Origin of the sequence: Saccharothrix variisporea, assembly GCF_003634995.1 — a bacterium.
Taxonomy (GTDB): Bacteria; Actinomycetota; Actinomycetes; order Mycobacteriales; family Pseudonocardiaceae; genus Actinosynnema; species Actinosynnema variisporeum.
In genome coordinates, this window is record NZ_RBXR01000001.1 from 7,385,263 (window position 1) to 7,401,199 (window position 15,937).

Here is a 15,937-nt window from a genome sequence, read left to right on the forward strand (position 1 = left end):
GTGTCAAGGGCAAGGGGCTCCTTCGTCGCCGCTTACCCTTGACACCCCCGGAGAAGCGCGGTTGGGCTGCGCCCAGGCCGTACGGGGGAGGAAACGAGGCCCTTCCCCTGGCTTGGCAGCCCGGGTGAAGCGCGCTGCGCGCTCGTCCGGGGCGGTTAGAACACCTGTTCGCTCGACACTCCCACCCGAACGCCCATGCCGGCGGCTTCGCCCAGTAGTGTTCGCGCTGTGCTGGCCGAGATGCGCATCCAGGGCCTCGGTGTGATCGACGAGGCCACCCTTGAGCTCGCCGAGGGCTTCACCGTGGTGACCGGTGAGACCGGTGCGGGCAAGACGATGGTCGTCACCGGGCTCCACCTGTTGGGTGGGGGTCGGGCGGAGGCGTCCCGCGTGCGCAACGGCGCGGACAAGGCGGTGGTCGAGGGGCGGTTCATGGCGCCTGCCGGCAGCCCTGCCGCGAAGGTGGCCGAGGAGGTCGGGGGCGAGCCCGACGACGACGGGTCCGTGATCGCTGTCCGGACCGTGGGGGCTGACGGGCGGTCGCGGGCGCACCTCGGTGGGCGGTCGGTGCCGGTCGGGGTGTTGTCGGAGTTGGCCGAGCAGCTGCTGGCGGTGCACGGGCAGAACGACCAGTTGCGGTTGTTGCGGCCCACCGAGCAGCGGGCCGTGTTGGACCGGTTCGCCGGGGACGACGTGGGTGCGCCGCTGCGCAAGTACCAGAAGCTGCGCGAGGAGTGGCTGCGGGTCGCGGCCGAGTTGACCGAGCGGACCGAGCGGTCGCGGGAGTTGGCGCGGGAGGCCGACCTGCTGCGGCACGGGTTGGCCGAGATCAACGCCGTGGACCCCAAGCCCGGCGAGGACGTCGAGCTGCACGACGAGGCCCGCCGGTTGGCCGACGCCGACCAGTTGCGGGAGGCTGCGACCGGCGCCCAGTACGCGGTGAGCGGGTCGCCCGAGGGTGACCCGGACATCCCGGGCGCGCTGGGGCTGATCGGCGAGGCGCGGCGGCGGTTGGCGTCGTCGGAGGACCCCAAGCTGCGGGACCTGGAGCCCCGGCTGGTGGAGGCCGAGACGCTGCTGGCCGACGTCGGCGCGGAGATCGTGGGGTACCTGGAGCACCTGGACGCCGACCCGGCTCGGCTGGAGCAGGTGCTGGCGCGGCAGGCCGAGCTGAAGTCGTTGACCAGGAAGTACGCGGCCGACGTCGACGGTGTGATCGCGTGGGCGGCGGACGCGTCGGCCCGGCTGGCGGGGTTGGACACCTCCGACGAGGCGTTGGCGGCGTTGGCGGCGCGGCGGGACGAGCTGGCGGTCGAGCTGGCCGGGTACGCGCAGCAGGTCACCGCCGAGCGGGTCGCCGCCGCCGAGGAGCTGGGCAAGGCGGTGTCGGAGGAGCTGACCGGGCTCGCGATGCCGCACGCGACCGTCGAGGTGGCGGTCCGGCCGCGGGTGGCCGAGGCCGGGGACGCGCAGGCGTTGAACGTCGGCGGGCAGCTGCTGCACGCGGGCGCGTCCGGCGTGGACGACGTGGAGCTGCGGCTGATCTCGCACCCCGGGGCGCCCGCGCTGCCGGTGCACAAGGGTGCGTCCGGTGGTGAGCTGTCCCGGGTGATGCTCGCGCTGGAGGTCGTGCTGTCGCACTCGGACCCGGTGCCGACGCTGGTGTTCGACGAGGTGGACGCCGGGGTCGGCGGTCGCGCGGCGGTCGAGGTGGGGCGGCGGTTGGCTCGGTTGGCGCGCAGCCACCAGGTCATCGTGGTGACGCACCTGCCGCAGGTGGCGGCGTTCGCGGACCGGCACCTGGTGGTGGACAAGACCGCGGACGGCGTGCTGACCCGCAGCGGTGTGCGGGTGCTGGACGAATCGCAGCGCGTGGTCGAGTTGGCGCGCATGCTGGCGGGTATGGACTCGACGGACACCGGCCGCGCGCACGCGGAGGAGTTGCTGGCGGCGGCGAAGGCCGACAAGGAGAGCGTCCCGGTGGTGCGGCGGAAGAAGCGGAAGTGAGCCGCCGCGGCACCGGTGTCGTGCTGCTGTTCGTGGCCGGCATCACCGCCGCGGTCGCGACCTTCCTCCCGCTGTGCTTCGTCGGCACCGCGCTGGGCGGTGACGACCGGTTCGGCTTCACCATGACCAGCTGGGCGACCACCAGCGAACCCGCCGGCCTGGTCTGGTTGGGCGGGTCGGCGCAGTACGGGGTGCCGGTGGTGATCGCCGCGGTCCTGCTCGTGGTGGCTGCGGCCCTGGTGTTCCTGCCCGAACCGCAGCGCCAGGCCGCCCGGTACACGGCGGTGGCGGCCACGGCGTTGCTGGCCGGGGCGGTGTGGACGACGGTCATGGCCGTCGCGGCGTGGCTGACGCCGCCGGTCACCGACGTGCGGACGAGCATCGAGTACGAGACGGGCGCCGGGGTGTGGGTGCTCGTGGCGTCGGTCGTCGTGGCGGTCGTGGGGACGGTGTTCCTGCTGCGGCGGTCGGAGCCCGTCGCGGAGGCGCCGGTCGTGCGCGTGCTGGTGGACCCGGACACCGACACGCCGCCGTTGGGCATCCAGGTGGCGGTGCTGCCCGAGTTGCCGGAGAAGGGGGTCTCGTGAACAAGCGGGTGGCGGGAGCGGTCGCGCTGGCGGTCGGCGCGGTGCTCGCGGTGTGCGGGTCGTTGTTGGAGCTGTTCCGGATGGAGTTCCACTTCTCGCCCGACCGGGTGGACACCCAGGTGTTCACCGCGTGGCAGGCGACGTTCGACTTCGCCGGCATGGACGCGCCCGAGACGACCAACGGGTTGGGGTGGGGGCTGCCGATCGCCGCCGCCGCCGTGCTCGCCGTGGTGGGACTGGTGCTGCTGTTCCGCTCGCCGCTGCTCAACGCGGTCGGGCGGTTCGTGGTGGTGGTGGCCGCCGGGGTGCTGATCGGGACCACGTGGTCGGCCTACGAGACGTTGGACCGGCTGTTCGGCTCGACCCGGGTGATCGAGAGCGCGAAGGCCGTCGGCGCGGGGATGTGGACGCTCGCCCTCGCGTGCCTGGCCGTGGCGGTCGGCGCGGGGCTGGTGCAGGACTGGCCGGCGCGTGCGCCCAAGCCCGAAGGGCCCTCGGTGTACCGGGTGGACGACGAGGACGACACGCCGCCGTTCGGCATCCCGATCCCGACCGACGAGATCGACCCCGACCGCCCCGGGGAATCCCCCGAGCGGGGGTAATCCGTCCACTGTGGAACAGTGAGCCGGCTGACCAGCCCGGATCCCTCGGCGTGTTGTGTCCGCCCGGCGCGCCGACGTGAGTCACCATCGGTTCATGAAGCTCTCCGGGTTGCTCAGCCGCGCGAACCACGACCTGCCGGGTGTCACGGGCGTCGCCCGCGTCGACCGGCGGTCCGGGGACCTGCTGCGCCGGCTGAGTCCCGGTGACATCGCCGTCCTCGACCACGTCGACATCGACCGCCGGACCGCCGAGGCGCTGGTCACCGCCGAGGTCGCGGGCGTGGTCAACGCGTCGCCGTCGATCTCCGGCCGGTTCCCCAACCTCGGGCCCGAGCTGCTGCTGGAAGCGGGCATCCCGCTGGTCGACGGCGTCGGCACGGGCGTGCTGCGCGAGCTGAAGGACGGCACGAAGCTGCGCCTGCACGACGGTGCCGTCTACGTCGGCGAGCGGGAGGTCGCGCGCGGCGTCGAGCAGAGCGCCGAGTCCATCGCCGACGCGATGATCGAGGCCAAGGCCGGGATGGCGGCCCAGCTGGAGGCGTTCTCGGCCAACACGATCGAGTTCCTGCGCCGCGAGCGCGCGCTGATCCTCGACGGGATCGGCGTGCCCGAGGTGTACGTGCCGATCCGCGACCGGCAGGTGCTGGTGGTCTGCGGTGGCCCCCGGCACGCCGAGGAGCTGCGGAGGCTGCGCAAGTACATCCGCGAGTACCGGCCGGTGCTGGTCGGCGTGGACGCAGGCGCGGACACCCTGCACGACGCCGGGTACAAGCCGGACATCATCGTCGGCGACCCGGACGGCATCGGCACCGAGACGCTGCGCGCGGGCTCCGAGGTCGTCGTGCCCGCCCAGACCGACGGGCACGCGCCCGGCCTGGAACGCATCCAGGACCTGGGGATAGGCGCGGTGACCTTCCCCGCGACCGGCAACGCCGAGGACCTGGCGCTGCTGCTGGCCGAGGCGCACGGCGCGAGCCTGGTGGTGACCGTGGGGTTGCAGGCGGGGCTGCGCGAGTTCCTCGACCGCGGGCACTCGGGGTCCAACCCGTCGACCTTCCTGACCCGGCTCAAGCTGGGCAGCAAGCTCGTCGACGGCGCGGCGGTCGCCGCCCTGCACCGCAGCCGGGTGTCGCTGGGCGTGATGGTGCTGCTGGTGCTGGCCGCGGTGGTCGCGATGGCGGCGGCGCTCGCGGTGTCCGGGGTCGGTCAGATCTACGTCGACGTGGCGGTGGACGCGTTCCGGTCCGTCGTCGACTGGTTCAAGGGGTTGTTCGGATGATCTCCATGCGCTACCACATCGTCTCCATCACCGCGGTGTTCCTGGCGCTGGCCGTGGGCGTCGTGCTGGGCTCGACCGCGATCAGCAGCCGGTTGCTGTCCGGCCTGACCGACGACAACTCGGCGCTGGGCAAGCAGGTCGCCGACCTCCAGACCGCCCGCAACGGGCTCAACGCCAAGCTCGCCGACGCCGACCGGTTCGCCACGACCGTCGGCCCGATGGCGGTCAAGGGGCTCCTGGCGGAGCGGACCGTGGTGCTGGTGACCACATCCGACGCCAAGCCCAACGACCGGGACGCGCTGGCCGAGCTGCTGCGCGCGGCCGGGGCGTCGGTGACCGGGGAGCTCCAGCTGACCGAGTCGTTCGTGGACCCGCGCAAGGCCGACCAGCTGCGCGACCTGGTGGCCCGGTTGCAGCCGGCCGGGACCCAGCTGCCCGCCGGTTCGGACCCGGGCACCCGGGCGGGTGGGTTGTTGGGGGCGTTGCTGCTGCTGAACAAGGAGAACAACCAGCCGCAGGCCACGCCGGACGAGATGGCGGCGGCGCTGGCGGGCCTGACGTCGGCGGGTTTCGTCAAGACCGGGCAGGGGCTGCGGCCGGCGCAGCTGGCGGTGGTGCTGACCGGCGGGTCCCTCGACGGCGACTCGGCGGGCGACCGGGCGGCGACCGTGGCGCGGTTCGCGACCCAGCTCGACCGGGCCGGGGCCGGGACCGTGCTGGCGGGCGGTGAGGGGTCGGCCAACGGGACCGGACCGGTGGGTGTGGTGCGGGCGGACACGGCGGCGACTTCCGTGGTGTCGACCGTGGACGACGTGGGGACCGCGGCGGGGCGGGTCGTGACCGTGCTGGCGCTGCGGGAGCAGTTGGAGGGCAAGTCCGGGCGGTACGGGGTGGCGGGCAACGCCGAGGCCCCGGCGCCGGGAGCGGTGGGCTGAGGTCGGGTGAACGGCCCGGGAACGAGCTAGGCCATCCGAGTGAAGGGTTGGGGTACCGCCGGCGCGCTGGGTGACCGTCGCCGTGTTAGCGTTAGGGCCCGTGGACAGGGCCGGTCGCCCTGCGGAACTTCAGACCACGGGGAGCCTCCTTGGTGCTTCAGGCACGTACGACCAAGCACGTTTTCGTCACCGGAGGCGTGGCCTCGTCCCTGGGCAAGGGACTCACCGCCTCCAGCCTGGGTCAGCTCCTGACGTCGCGCGGTCTGCGGGTGACCATGCAGAAGCTGGACCCGTACCTCAACGTCGACCCCGGCACGATGAACCCCTTCCAGCACGGCGAGGTGTTCGTCACCGAGGACGGCGCGGAGACCGACCTCGACATCGGCCACTACGAGCGGTTCCTCGCCCGGGACCTGTCCGGGGACGCCAACGTCACCACCGGACAGGTGTACTCGGAGGTCATCGCCAAGGAGCGGCGCGGCGAGTACCTCGGCGACACGGTCCAGGTGATCCCGCACATCACCGACGAGATCAAGCGGCGCATCCGGGCGATGGCCGAGCCGGGACCCGACGGGGTGGCCCCCGACGTGGTGATCACCGAGGTGGGTGGCACGGTCGGCGACATCGAGTCGCTGCCGTTCCTGGAGGCCTGCCGCCAGGTCCGCCACGACGTCGGCCGGGACAACGTCTTCTTCCTGCACGTCTCGCTGGTGCCCTACCTGGCCCCGTCCGGTGAGCTGAAGACCAAGCCGACGCAGCACTCCGTGGCCGCGCTGCGCAACATCGGCATCCAGCCCGACGCCATCGTGTGCCGGGCCGACCGGGAGATCCCGGATGCTCTGAAGCGCAAGATCGGGCTGATGTGCGACGTCGACACCGACGCCGTCGTGGCGGCCGTGGACGCGCCGTCGATCTACGACATCCCCAAGGTGCTGCACGGCGAGGGACTCGACGCGTACGTGGTGCGCCGGCTCGGGCTGCCGTTCCGCGACGTCGACTGGACGGTGTGGGGCGACCTGCTCGACCGCGTCCACAACCCGGCGGAGAAGGTGCGCATCGGCCTGGTCGGCAAGTACGTCGACCTGCCCGACGCCTACCTGTCGGTGACCGAGGCGCTGCGCGCGGGCGGGTTCGCGCACCGGGCCAAGGTCGAGGTCGTGTGGGTGCCCTCCGACGAGTGCCAGACGCCGTCCGGCGCGGCGCACGCCCTGGGCGGCCTGGACGCGATCCTCATCCCGGGCGGCTTCGGCGTGCGCGGCATCGAGGGCAAGATCGGCGCCATCACCTACGCCCGCACCCGCGGCATCCCGCTGCTGGGCCTGTGCCTGGGGTTGCAGTGCATGGTCATCGAGGCCGCGCGCAACCTCGCGGGCATCGAGGACGCCAACTCCTCGGAGTTCGAGGAGACCGGGTCGATGGTGATCAGCACCATGGCCGACCAGGAGGACGTGGTCTCCGGGCAGCGCGACATGGGCGGCACCATGCGGCTGGGCGCGTACCCGGCCAAGCTCGTGCCGGGCTCGCAGGTGGCGCTGGCGTACGGGTCGGTCGAGGTGTCCGAGCGGCACCGGCACCGGTACGAGGTGAACAACGCGTTCCGGGACAAGCTCGGCAAGGCCGGTCTGGTGTTCTCCGGGACCTCGCCGGACGGGCGGCTGGTGGAGTTCGTCGAGCTGCCGGCGGACGTGCACCCGTTCTTCGTGGCCACCCAGGCGCACCCGGAGCTGAAGTCCCGGCCGACCAAGCCGCACCCGCTGTTCGCGGCGTTCGTCAAGGCGGCCCTGGACTACCGGCTGGCCGACCGGCTGCCGCTGCCCTCGGGCGTGGGGGCGGCGAAGTGACCGACCGGCACGAGTTCTCCGTCGTCTCCTCGCGGGACGTGCACATCGGTCGGGTCGTCGGGCTGCGCGTGGACGAGGTCGTCATGCCCGGCGGCGGGACCGCTTCGCGCGAGGTCGTCGAGCACCTGGGGGCGGTGGCGGTCGCGGCGGTCTCCGACGACGGGCTGGTGACGCTGATCCACCAGTACCGGCACCCGCTGGGCAAGCGGCTGTGGGAGCTGCCGGCCGGGTTGCTGGACTCCGGTTCCGAGGAGCCGTTGGAGGCGGCTCGGCGGGAACTGGTGGAGGAGGTCGGGCTGGCGGCTTCGTCGTGGGCGACGCTGGTCGACGTCGCCGCGTCGCCCGGGTTCACCGACGAGGTGGTGCGGGTGTTCCTCGCGCGGGACCTGTCGGTGGTGGACCGGGAGCACATGGGCGAGGAGGAGGCGGACCTGGAGGTCCACCGCTTCCCGCTGGACCAGGCGGTGGAGATGGCGCTGGCCGGGGAGATCGTCAACGGGGCGGCGGTGGCCGGGCTGTTGGCGGCGCAGGCGGTGCTGGCCGGGCGGGCTCACGCTCGGCCGGCGGACGCGCCCTTCGCGGACCGGCCGACGCGGTTCGCTTCGCGGCAGAAGTGAGGTGCTGCCCCGGCTGGGACTCCCGGCCGGGGCGGTTCGCGGTGGTCCGGGGGTGGCCTGCGGCCCGACTCCGGGGTTGGCCTCCGGCCCCCGGTTCCATTATCCCAGGCGACACCGACAGTCCCGGGGAGACAGACTCCCTGCATGATCCGTTCCGACTTCCGGACCAAGCCCACCCTGACCGGGGAGGTCGTCGTCCTGCGGCCCGTGACCGCGGACGACGTGCCGGCCCTGCTGCCGATGCTCACCGACCCCGAGGTCGCGCGGCTCACCGGGTCGCACGGTGGTGGCGATCCCGACCAGGCCGTGTTGCGCGAGTGGTACGGCTCGCGGGGTGCGCAGGACGGGCGGTTGGACCTCGCGGTGGTCGAGCGGGGCAGTGGGCGGGTGGTCGGGGAAGCCGTCCTCAACCAGTGGGACGCCGACAACGGCAGTTGCAGCTTCCGCATCTGCTTCGTGCCCGGCGCGGTCGGGAGGGGGATGGGGACCGAGGCGACGCGGCTGATCGTCGGGTACGGGTTCGAGGTCCTCGGGCTGCACCGGATCTCGCTGGAGGTCTACGCGTTCAACCCGCGCGCCCGGCGCGTGTACGAGAAGGTCGGGTTCGTCGCCGAAGGGGTCCTGCGGGACGCGTTGCTGTGGGACGGGGAACGGGTCGACGCGACGGTGATGTCGATCCTGCGGCCGGAGTGGGAGCGGCACCGCGGGCGAGCACAATAGGGCTCATGGGTGTGCGGGGGCCGGTCGGGGTCGCGGCGGGGGCTGTGGTGGCGGCCGGGGTCATGTTCTTCAGCGACCCGAACAAGCCCGGGTCGTGGTGGCCGCCGTGTCCGCTCTTCGCGTTGACCGGGATCCAGTGCCCCGCCTGCGGGTCCACGCGGATGGTGCACGCGCTGGTGCACGGGGACCTCGCCGCCGCCTGGCAGCTCAACGCCGTGATGCTGGTGGCCGGGTTGCCGTTGCTGGCGTGGCTGTGGGTGCGGTGGTTCCGGGCGGCTCGGCGGGGTGAGGCTGTGCCGCCGGTGTCCCCGAGGGTCGGGAAGCCGGTGGTGGCGGTTGCGGTGGTGTGGATGGTGGTTCGCAACCTCGTGCTGTAGCCGGAGTGGTGTAGCGGGGTTAGTCGCGCAGTTTGCGGCCTTGGGCGTCGGTGCCGCCGTTGACCAGCAGGATGATGCCGTCGATCAGCGACCAGATGCCGCAGCCGCCGCAGGTCAGCAGCTGGGCGATGCCGATGCCGGTGTCGCCGATGTAGAACCGGCCGATGCCGAACGGCAGCACCAGTTGCAGCACGCCGGCCGCGATGCGGGACTTGTCCGACAGCGGCTGGCCGGTCAGCGGATCCACCCCGTACGGGGCCGCCGGGCTCGGGCCGTAGTAGCCGGGTGGCGCGTAACCGGGGGCCGCGTAGCCGGGGGCGAAGCCCGGGGGCGGGGTCGCGTAGTCCGTCGGCGGCGCGTAGTAGGTCTGCGGGGGCGGCAGGAAGTCCGGGTGGGGTTGGGGCAGGTCCTGGAACAGGGCGGCCAGCTCGCCCGCGGTCTGGGCGGCGGTCGCGTAGCCGACGCGCTGCTCGTACTCGCCGATCTCCAGGCGGCCCGCCGCGAAGTGGTCGTTGAGCGCGCTGATGGCCGCCTCGCGCTGCTGGTTGCCGATGCGGACCTGGTGGGGTTCGGACACGGGGCAAACGCTAACAGCCCCGGGGCGTTGATCCAGCCGGAACGCGCCGGCCGACCTACGCTGACCTGGTGCTGGTCGGAGTACCCCGCGAGCTGAAGAACCACGAGTACCGGGTGGCGATCACCCCGGCGGGCGTGGTCGAACTGGTGCGGCGGGGGCACCAGGTGCTGGTCGAGGCGGGCGCGGGGGAGGGCAGCTCCATCCCCGACGCCGAGTTCGCGGCGGCCGGCGCGCGCACCGTGCCCTCGGCCGACGACCTGTGGGGCGAGGCCGAGCTGGTGCTCAAGGTCAAGGAGCCGGTGCCCGACGAGTTCCACCGGATGCGGCCCGGCCAGACCCTGTTCACCTACCTGCACCTGGCCGCCAACGCCGACTGCACGCGGGCGATCGTCGCCTCCGGCATCGACGCCATCGCCTACGAAACCGTGCAGCTGCCCGACGGGACGCTGCCGCTGCTGGCCCCGATGAGCGAGGTCGCCGGCCGCATGGCCACCCAGGTCGGCGCGCACTGCCTGGAACGCACCCAGGGCGGCCGGGGCGTGCTGCTCGGCGGCGTGCCGGGGGTGCCGGCGGGCAAGGTGGTGGTGCTGGGCGCGGGCGTGGCCGGGATGAACGCCGCCGCCATCGCGCTGGGCATGCAGGCCGAGGTGATCGTGCTGGACACCAACGTCAACCGGCTGCGGCAGATCGACTTCACCTACCGCGGGCACCTCCAGACCGTCGCGTCCAACGCTTACGAAGTGGAGAAGGCTTGCCGGTGGGCGGACCTGGTGATCGGCGCGGTGCTCGTGCCCGGCGCGAAGGCCCCGACGCTGGTGAGCAACCACCTCGTGTCGACCATGCGGACCGGGTCGGTGCTGGTGGACATCGCCATCGACCAGGGCGGCTGCTTCGCCGACTCCCGGCCGACCACGCACGACGACCCGACCTTCCGCGTGCACGAGTCGACTTTCTACTGCGTGGCGAACATGCCGGGAGCCGTGCCGCACACCTCGACGTGGGCGCTCACGAACGTCACACTCCCGTACGTGACGGCGCTGGCGGACAAGGGGTTCCGGCAGGCGGTCGGGGACGACCCGGCGTTGGCGAAGGGGGTGAACGCGGTGCGGGGGACGGTCGTGCAGACCGAGGTGGCCAAGGCGCACGGGTTGCCCCACGTGCCGCTGGCCCAGCTGTGAAGGACGTGGCTGTGGGAGGCGGGAGTCGAGGGCACGTGGCCGTGGGGGACGTGGTGTCGGCGTTCCTCGACCACCTGGTGGTGGAGCGGGGGACGTCCCGCAACACCCTGGACTCCTACCGCCGTGACCTGCGTCGGTACGCCGAGCACCTGGAGCGGGTGGGCGTGGGCGGGTTGCAGGCGGTCGGGGAGCAGCACATCACCGCGTTCGCCGCGAGCCTGCGCGGGGAGGGGCTGGCCGAGTCGTCGGTGGCCCGGACCCTGGTCGCCGTCCGCGGCCTGCACCGCTTCGCCCACCGCGAGGGCATCACCGCCCACGACCCGGCCCGCGACGTCCGCCCGCCGACCCCGCCGCGCCGCCTGCCCAAGGCCCTGCCGGTGGACGACGTGCTGCGCCTGCTGGACACCGAGGCCGGTCTCCGGGACAAGGCCCTGCTGGAGCTGCTGTACTCGACCGGCGCGCGGATCTCCGAGGTCGTGGGCCTGGACGTGGACGACGTCGACACCGCCGAGCGCACCGTCCTGCTCGACGGCAAGGGCGGCAAGCAGCGCCTGGTCCCCGTCGGCCGCCCGGCCCTGGCCGCGCTGGAGGCCTACCTGGTCCGCGCCCGGCCGACCCTGGTCAAGCGCGGCACCCCGGCGCTGTTCCTCAACGCCCGCGGCGGGCGGCTGTCCCGGCAGACGGCGTGGCAGGTCCTCAAGACCGCGGCCGAGCGAGCTGGGCTTTCTGTCGAGGTGTCCCCCCACACCCTGCGGCACTCCTTCGCCACCCACCTGCTGGAGGGCGGCGCGGACGTGCGCGTGGTGCAGGAGTTGCTGGGTCACGCCAGCGTGACCACGACCCAGGTCTACACCCTGGTCACCGTCAACACCCTGCGCGAGGTCTACGCGACCGCACACCCCCGAGCGACGGGTGGAACATGAACTCCGCACAGGTAGGGTTGGGCGGCCCACCCCGGACACGACGAGCTGGAGACGCGACGAGCTGGAGGAGCCGTGCCGGTGCCGAACATCGACGAGCCGGAGCTTGCCGACATCCAGCTCGGAGCCGTCCTGCACGCCTTGAGCGACCCCACCCGGCTGGCGGTGGTCCTCCAGATCGAGTCGGACGGCGAGCGCTGCTGCGGCGCGCTGGCGGTGGAGGTGGCCAAGTCGACCCTGTCCCAGCACTTGAGGGTGCTGCGGGAGGCGGGGATCACGCGGACTCGGGCCTGTGGGAACCAGCGGTGGGTGTCGTTGCGGCGGGACGACCTGGACAAGCTGTTCCCGGGGCTGCTCGATGTGATCTTGAGAGCGGCTGATCGGCGCGCCCCGGTCTCCTGAGCGGTTCGCGTTCTCAAGATCAAAAGATGAAAAGATGAAAAGCTCACAAGCGGCGCTCGCCGCGCGGCAGGCCGCCAGCGGGGGGTGAAGGGCGTCGGTTCCCCCGCCGTATGGCCTGGCGGAGCCAACCACAGATCGCCCCGGGTGCCGCTGAAATTTTTGCTCGTTCCTCGCAAAATTTTCGGCTGCACCCGGGGCGATCTGTGGTAGCCCTTCGGGCAGGCCATACGGCGGGGGAACCGAGGCCCTCCACCTGTGGTGGTCACCACGGGACACAGCGCGCTTCGCGCGCCGAAAAGCCTCGGGGGCCTCCGGGGTGAGAACTGCTCGGTCCCGCTACGGCGAGGCGCGTTGCCGGTGGCACTTGGTGTGCTTAGGCTGCGCCCAGGCAGAGGACTAGGGATCGGGAAGGCGATGTCGACACCGGAGCACGCGGGTCAGGCGTGGGGTCCACCGCCGCCGCCGCCCATGCCGAAGTCCGGTGTGCCGCGCGCGTCCGTGGAGTTGAGCTTGGCGCCGCACGCCGCGCCGGCCGATGAGGACGCCGCCGAGCAGGCGGTGGGGGACATAGGGCCCACCGGGCGGCCGTTGCGGTACGTGCCCGAGCCGCCGTTGATCGCACACCACGGGCCGGCGAAGATCCTGGCCATCTGCAACCAGAAGGGCGGGGTCGGCAAGACCACGTCCACGATCAACCTCGGGGCCGCGCTGACCGAGTTCGGGCGGCGGGTGCTGCTGGTGGACTTCGACCCGCAGGGAGCTCTGTCGGTCGGGCTCGGGGTGCACCCGCACCAGCTCGACCAGACCATCTACAACGTGATCATGGAACGGGACGTGACCGTCCGGGACGTGATCATGCGGACCCCCGTCGAGGGCATGGACCTGCTGCCCTCCAACATCGACCTGTCGGCTGCCGAGATCCAGCTGGTCTCCGAGGTCGGGCGCGAGCACACCCTGGTGCGCACCCTGCGGCCCGTGATCGACCACTACGACTACGTGCTGGTGGACTGCCAGCCCTCGCTCGGCTTGCTCACGGTCAACGCCCTCGCGGCGGCGGACGGCGTCCTCATCCCGCTGGAGTGCGAGTTCTTCAGCCTGCGCGGGGTCGCCCTGTTGATAGACACCATCGAGAAGGTCAGGGAGCGGTTGAACCCGAAGCTGGAGATCACCGGCATACTCGCCACCATGTACGACCCGCGCACCCTGCACTCCCGCGAGGTGATGGCGCGCGTGGTGGAGGCGTTCGGCGACGTCGTGTTCGACACGGTGATCAACCGCACGGTCCGGTTCCCCGAGACGACCGTCGCCGGCGAGCCGATCACCAGGTGGGCGCCCCGCTCGGCGGGCGCCAAGGCCTACCGCGCGTTGGCGCGCGAGGTGATCGCCCGGTGACCCGACGCCCATCACTGCCGGGCGCCTCCGAGCTGTTCCGCCTCACCACCCCCGCGGTGGTGGACGTGCCGGAGCAGGCGGCCGAGCCGGCGCCGCGCCGGGGGACCGGTCGGCAGAAGCACTCCACCAAGATCACCGTCTACGTGTCGGACGAGGAGCTCCTGGCGCTGGAGCACGCCCGCCTGGCGCTGCGCGGCGAGCACGGCCTGGCCGTGGACCGCGGTCGGGTGGTGCGCGAGGCCATCGCGATAGTGCTGGACGACCTCGAAGAGCACGGCGGCGACTCGCTGCTCGTGCGCAGGTTGCGCGAGCAGTGACCGGGGACGTTTCCGAGCAGGAGGTCCCCGACGGTCGTTTCAAGGTCAGGCTGACGAACTTCGAGGGCCCGTTCGACCTGCTGCTGCAACTGATCTCGCAGCACACGCTGGACGTGACCGAGGTGGCGTTGCACCAGGTCACCGACGACTTCATCGCGCACATCCGGGCGCTGGGCGACCAGTGGGACCTGGACGAGACGACCGAGTTCCTGGTCATCGCGGCGACCCTGCTCGACCTCAAGGCCGCCCGGCTGCTGCCCCAGGGCGACGTGGAGGACGAGGAGGACCTGGCGCTGCTGGAGGCGCGGGACCTGCTGTTCGCGCGACTGTTGCAGTACCGGGCGTACAAGCAGGTCGCGGCGCTGTTCGCCGAGCTGGAGCAGGGCGCGTACCGGCGCTACCCGCGGTCGGTGGCGCTGGAGGAGCGGTACGAGGGGCTGTTGCCCGAGGTCATGCTGGGCGTGGACGCGCGCCGGTTCGCCGAGATCGCCGCCGCGGTGTTCCGGCCCAAGCCGCCGCGCACGGTGTCCACCTCGCACGTCCACCAGCACCGGATCTCGGTGCGCGAGCACGCGTCCCTGCTGCGCGAGTTCCTGGCCTCGCGGGGGACGGCGACGTTCGCCGAGATCGTGGCGGAGTGCACGGAGACGATCGAGGTGGTGGCGCGGTTCCTGGCGCTGCTGGAGCTGTACCGGGAGAAGGCCCTGTCGTTCGAGCAGCCCGACCCGCTGGGCGAGCTGCGCGTCACGTGGGTCGGGGGGACGATCGAGCAAGCCGAGGCGGAAGCCCGGGACGAGGACGAGGAGTACGGGTGACCGAGCCCACCCCTGACCAGCAGGACGTCGCTGCCGAGCCGATCGAGGACTCGGGGTTGCCGGACCTGTCCGACGACCGGGAGTTCGAGGGTGCGCTGGAGTCCGTGCTGCTCGTCGTGGACACCCCGATCGACGAGAAGCAGCTCGCCGGCGTGTTCGAGCAGCCGGTGAAGCGCGTCACCCTGGCGTTGAAATCGCTGTCCGCGCGCTACACCGAGCAGGGCAGCGGCATCGACCTGCGTAGAATCGGGGACGGCTGGCGGTTCTACACCAGGGACCGCTTCGCGCCATTCGTGGAGAAGCTGCTGCTGGACGGCCAGCGGGCCAAGTTGACCCGGGCCGCCCTGGAGACGCTCGCCGTCATCGCCTACCGGCAGCCGGTCACCCGGGCCAGGATCGCGGCGGTGCGCGGGGTCAACGTCGACGGCGTCATCCGCACGCTGGTCGCGCGCGGGCTCATCGCCGAGACCGGCACGGACTCCGACACGGGTGGCATCCTTTACCGCACGACCGAACTGTTCCTGGAGCGGTTGGGGCTGTCGTCGCTGGACGACCTGCCGCCGATCGCTCCCCTGCTGCCCGAAGTGGATGCGATCGACGATGTCTGACCAGGGACCCGAAGGGATTCGGCTCCAGAAGGTGCTCGCCAAGGCGGGTATCGCCTCGCGACGGGTCGCCGAGGAGCTCATCGAGCTGGGCCGCGTCCAGGTGGACGGCGAGGTCGTGCGCGAGCAGGGCCGCCGGATCGACCCGGAGACCGCGGTCGTGCACGTGGACGGCGTGCGGGTGGTCCTCAAGGAGGACGTGATCACGCTCGTGCTGAACAAGCCGCGCGGCGTGCTGTCCACCATGCACGACGAGCAGCACCGGCCGTGCGTCGGCGACTACCTGGCCCACCGCAAGGAGCGCCTGTTCCACGTCGGCCGGCTCGACGCGGACACCGAGGGCCTGCTCCTGCTGACCAACGACGGTGACCTGGCCCACCGCCTGATGCACCCCTCCTACGGGGTGACCAAGACCTACCTGGCCGAAGTGCCCGGACCGGTCGCGAAGGACGTCGGCAAGCGGTTGCGCGCGGGCATCGAGCTGGAGGACGGCCCGGTCAAGGTCGACTCGTTCCGCCTGGTCTCCTCGGCACCGGGCCGTGCGCTGGTCGAGGTCGTCCTGCACGAGGGCCGCAAGCACATCGTCCGCCGCCTGCTCGACGCCGTGGGCTACCCGGTGCAGAGCCTGGTGCGGACGGCGGTCGGCGAGGTCCGGCTGGGCAACCAGCGGCCGGGGTCGATGCGCGTGCTCAACCGGCAAGAGGTCGGCTCCCTCTACAAGGCGGTCGGCCTGTAGGAGGGGGCGTTCGACGGTCTCCCCCTGAAA

At 72.2% G+C, this 15,937-nt stretch carries 18 protein-coding genes; 17 read left to right on the forward strand and 1 reads right to left on the reverse strand.

Annotation, left to right across the window (positions count from 1 at the left end; translation table 11 throughout):
• Window positions 1–228 precede the first annotated feature (228 nt).
• The 9 genes from recN (at window position 229) to DFJ66_RS33855 (ending at window position 8,965) form a co-directional block, all read left to right on the forward strand.
• Window positions 229–2,007 carry a DNA repair protein RecN gene (recN, locus tag DFJ66_RS33815; RefSeq protein ID WP_121227351.1) on the forward strand — a complete coding sequence of 593 codons (1,779 nt, stop codon included), beginning with the start codon at window positions 229–231 and terminating at the stop codon, window positions 2,005–2,007.
• Window positions 2,004–2,594, forward strand: coding sequence for a hypothetical protein (locus DFJ66_RS33820; protein WP_121227353.1), 591 nt, complete (start codon window positions 2,004–2,006; stop codon window positions 2,592–2,594). Before recN ends, DFJ66_RS33820 begins: the two co-directional genes overlap by 4 nt.
• Window positions 2,591–3,196: a hypothetical protein gene (locus DFJ66_RS33825; protein WP_121227355.1), complete on the forward strand. Its 606-nt coding sequence runs from the start codon at window positions 2,591–2,593 to the stop codon at window positions 3,194–3,196. Before DFJ66_RS33820 ends, DFJ66_RS33825 begins: the two co-directional genes overlap by 4 nt.
• 94 nt (window positions 3,197–3,290) lie before the next feature.
• The gene (gene steA, locus DFJ66_RS33830; RefSeq protein WP_121227357.1) at window positions 3,291–4,475 is read left to right on the forward strand and encodes a putative cytokinetic ring protein SteA; all 1,185 of its coding nucleotides are present in this window, start codon (window positions 3,291–3,293) and stop codon (window positions 4,473–4,475) included.
• Window positions 4,472–5,410: a copper transporter gene (locus tag DFJ66_RS33835; RefSeq protein WP_121227359.1), complete on the forward strand. Its 939-nt coding sequence runs from the start codon at window positions 4,472–4,474 to the stop codon at window positions 5,408–5,410. Before steA ends, DFJ66_RS33835 begins: the two co-directional genes overlap by 4 nt.
• Before the next feature lie 149 nt (window positions 5,411–5,559).
• Window positions 5,560–7,251, forward strand: coding sequence for a CTP synthase (locus DFJ66_RS33840; RefSeq protein ID WP_121227361.1), 1,692 nt, complete (start codon window positions 5,560–5,562; stop codon window positions 7,249–7,251).
• Window positions 7,248–7,868 carry an NUDIX domain-containing protein gene (locus DFJ66_RS33845; protein ID WP_121227363.1) on the forward strand — a complete coding sequence of 207 codons (621 nt, stop codon included), beginning with the start codon at window positions 7,248–7,250 and terminating at the stop codon, window positions 7,866–7,868. The genes DFJ66_RS33840 and DFJ66_RS33845 overlap by 4 nt, the downstream gene beginning before the upstream one ends.
• 144 nt (window positions 7,869–8,012) lie before the next feature.
• A complete protein-coding gene (locus tag DFJ66_RS33850) occupies window positions 8,013–8,588 on the forward strand; it encodes a GNAT family N-acetyltransferase (RefSeq protein WP_121227365.1) in 576 nt (191 codons plus the stop codon).
• 5 nt (window positions 8,589–8,593) lie between these two features.
• Window positions 8,594–8,965: a DUF2752 domain-containing protein gene (locus DFJ66_RS33855; protein WP_121227367.1), complete on the forward strand. Its 372-nt coding sequence runs from the start codon at window positions 8,594–8,596 to the stop codon at window positions 8,963–8,965.
• A 19-nt stretch (window positions 8,966–8,984) separates the two neighbouring features.
• Here the strand turns inward: DFJ66_RS33855 and DFJ66_RS33860 are convergent, their stop codons facing one another.
• On the reverse strand, window positions 8,985–9,542 hold the full coding sequence (locus tag DFJ66_RS33860; RefSeq protein ID WP_121227369.1) for a DUF1707 domain-containing protein: 558 nt from the start codon (window positions 9,540–9,542) through the stop codon (window positions 8,985–8,987).
• Between the two features lie 68 nt (window positions 9,543–9,610).
• On the opposite strand from DFJ66_RS33860, the gene ald reads away from it, so the two are divergent.
• The 8 genes from ald to DFJ66_RS33900 all read left to right on the forward strand — a co-directional run bounded on the left by ald (window position 9,611) and on the right by DFJ66_RS33900 (window position 15,907).
• The gene (ald, locus tag DFJ66_RS33865) at window positions 9,611–10,720 is read left to right on the forward strand and encodes an alanine dehydrogenase (protein WP_121227371.1); all 1,110 of its coding nucleotides are present in this window, start codon (window positions 9,611–9,613) and stop codon (window positions 10,718–10,720) included.
• A 35-nt stretch (window positions 10,721–10,755) separates the two neighbouring features.
• The gene (gene xerD / locus DFJ66_RS33870) at window positions 10,756–11,643 is read left to right on the forward strand and encodes a site-specific tyrosine recombinase XerD (RefSeq protein ID WP_121227373.1); all 888 of its coding nucleotides are present in this window, start codon (window positions 10,756–10,758) and stop codon (window positions 11,641–11,643) included.
• Between the two features lie 78 nt (window positions 11,644–11,721).
• Window positions 11,722–12,042 (forward strand): ArsR/SmtB family transcription factor, encoded by a 321-nt coding sequence (locus tag DFJ66_RS33875; RefSeq protein ID WP_121227375.1) that lies wholly within the window; start codon window positions 11,722–11,724, stop codon window positions 12,040–12,042.
• Window positions 12,043–12,456: 414 nt separating this feature from the next.
• Window positions 12,457–13,434, forward strand: coding sequence for a ParA family protein (locus DFJ66_RS33880; RefSeq protein WP_246030004.1), 978 nt, complete (start codon window positions 12,457–12,459; stop codon window positions 13,432–13,434).
• Window positions 13,431–13,751, forward strand: a complete 321-nt coding sequence (locus DFJ66_RS33885) for a hypothetical protein (protein ID WP_121227379.1) — start codon at window positions 13,431–13,433, stop codon at window positions 13,749–13,751. The genes DFJ66_RS33880 and DFJ66_RS33885 overlap by 4 nt, the downstream gene beginning before the upstream one ends.
• Window positions 13,748–14,566 carry a segregation and condensation protein A gene (locus tag DFJ66_RS33890; protein WP_121227381.1) on the forward strand — a complete coding sequence of 273 codons (819 nt, stop codon included), beginning with the start codon at window positions 13,748–13,750 and terminating at the stop codon, window positions 14,564–14,566. The genes DFJ66_RS33885 and DFJ66_RS33890 overlap by 4 nt, the downstream gene beginning before the upstream one ends.
• Window positions 14,500–15,174 carry an SMC-Scp complex subunit ScpB gene (gene scpB, locus DFJ66_RS33895; protein WP_397556359.1) on the forward strand — a complete coding sequence of 225 codons (675 nt, stop codon included), beginning with the start codon at window positions 14,500–14,502 and terminating at the stop codon, window positions 15,172–15,174. Before DFJ66_RS33890 ends, scpB begins: the two co-directional genes overlap by 67 nt.
• The gene (locus DFJ66_RS33900) at window positions 15,167–15,907 is read left to right on the forward strand and encodes a pseudouridine synthase (protein ID WP_121227383.1); all 741 of its coding nucleotides are present in this window, start codon (window positions 15,167–15,169) and stop codon (window positions 15,905–15,907) included. Before scpB ends, DFJ66_RS33900 begins: the two co-directional genes overlap by 8 nt.
• Window positions 15,908–15,937: the final 30 nt, after the last annotated feature.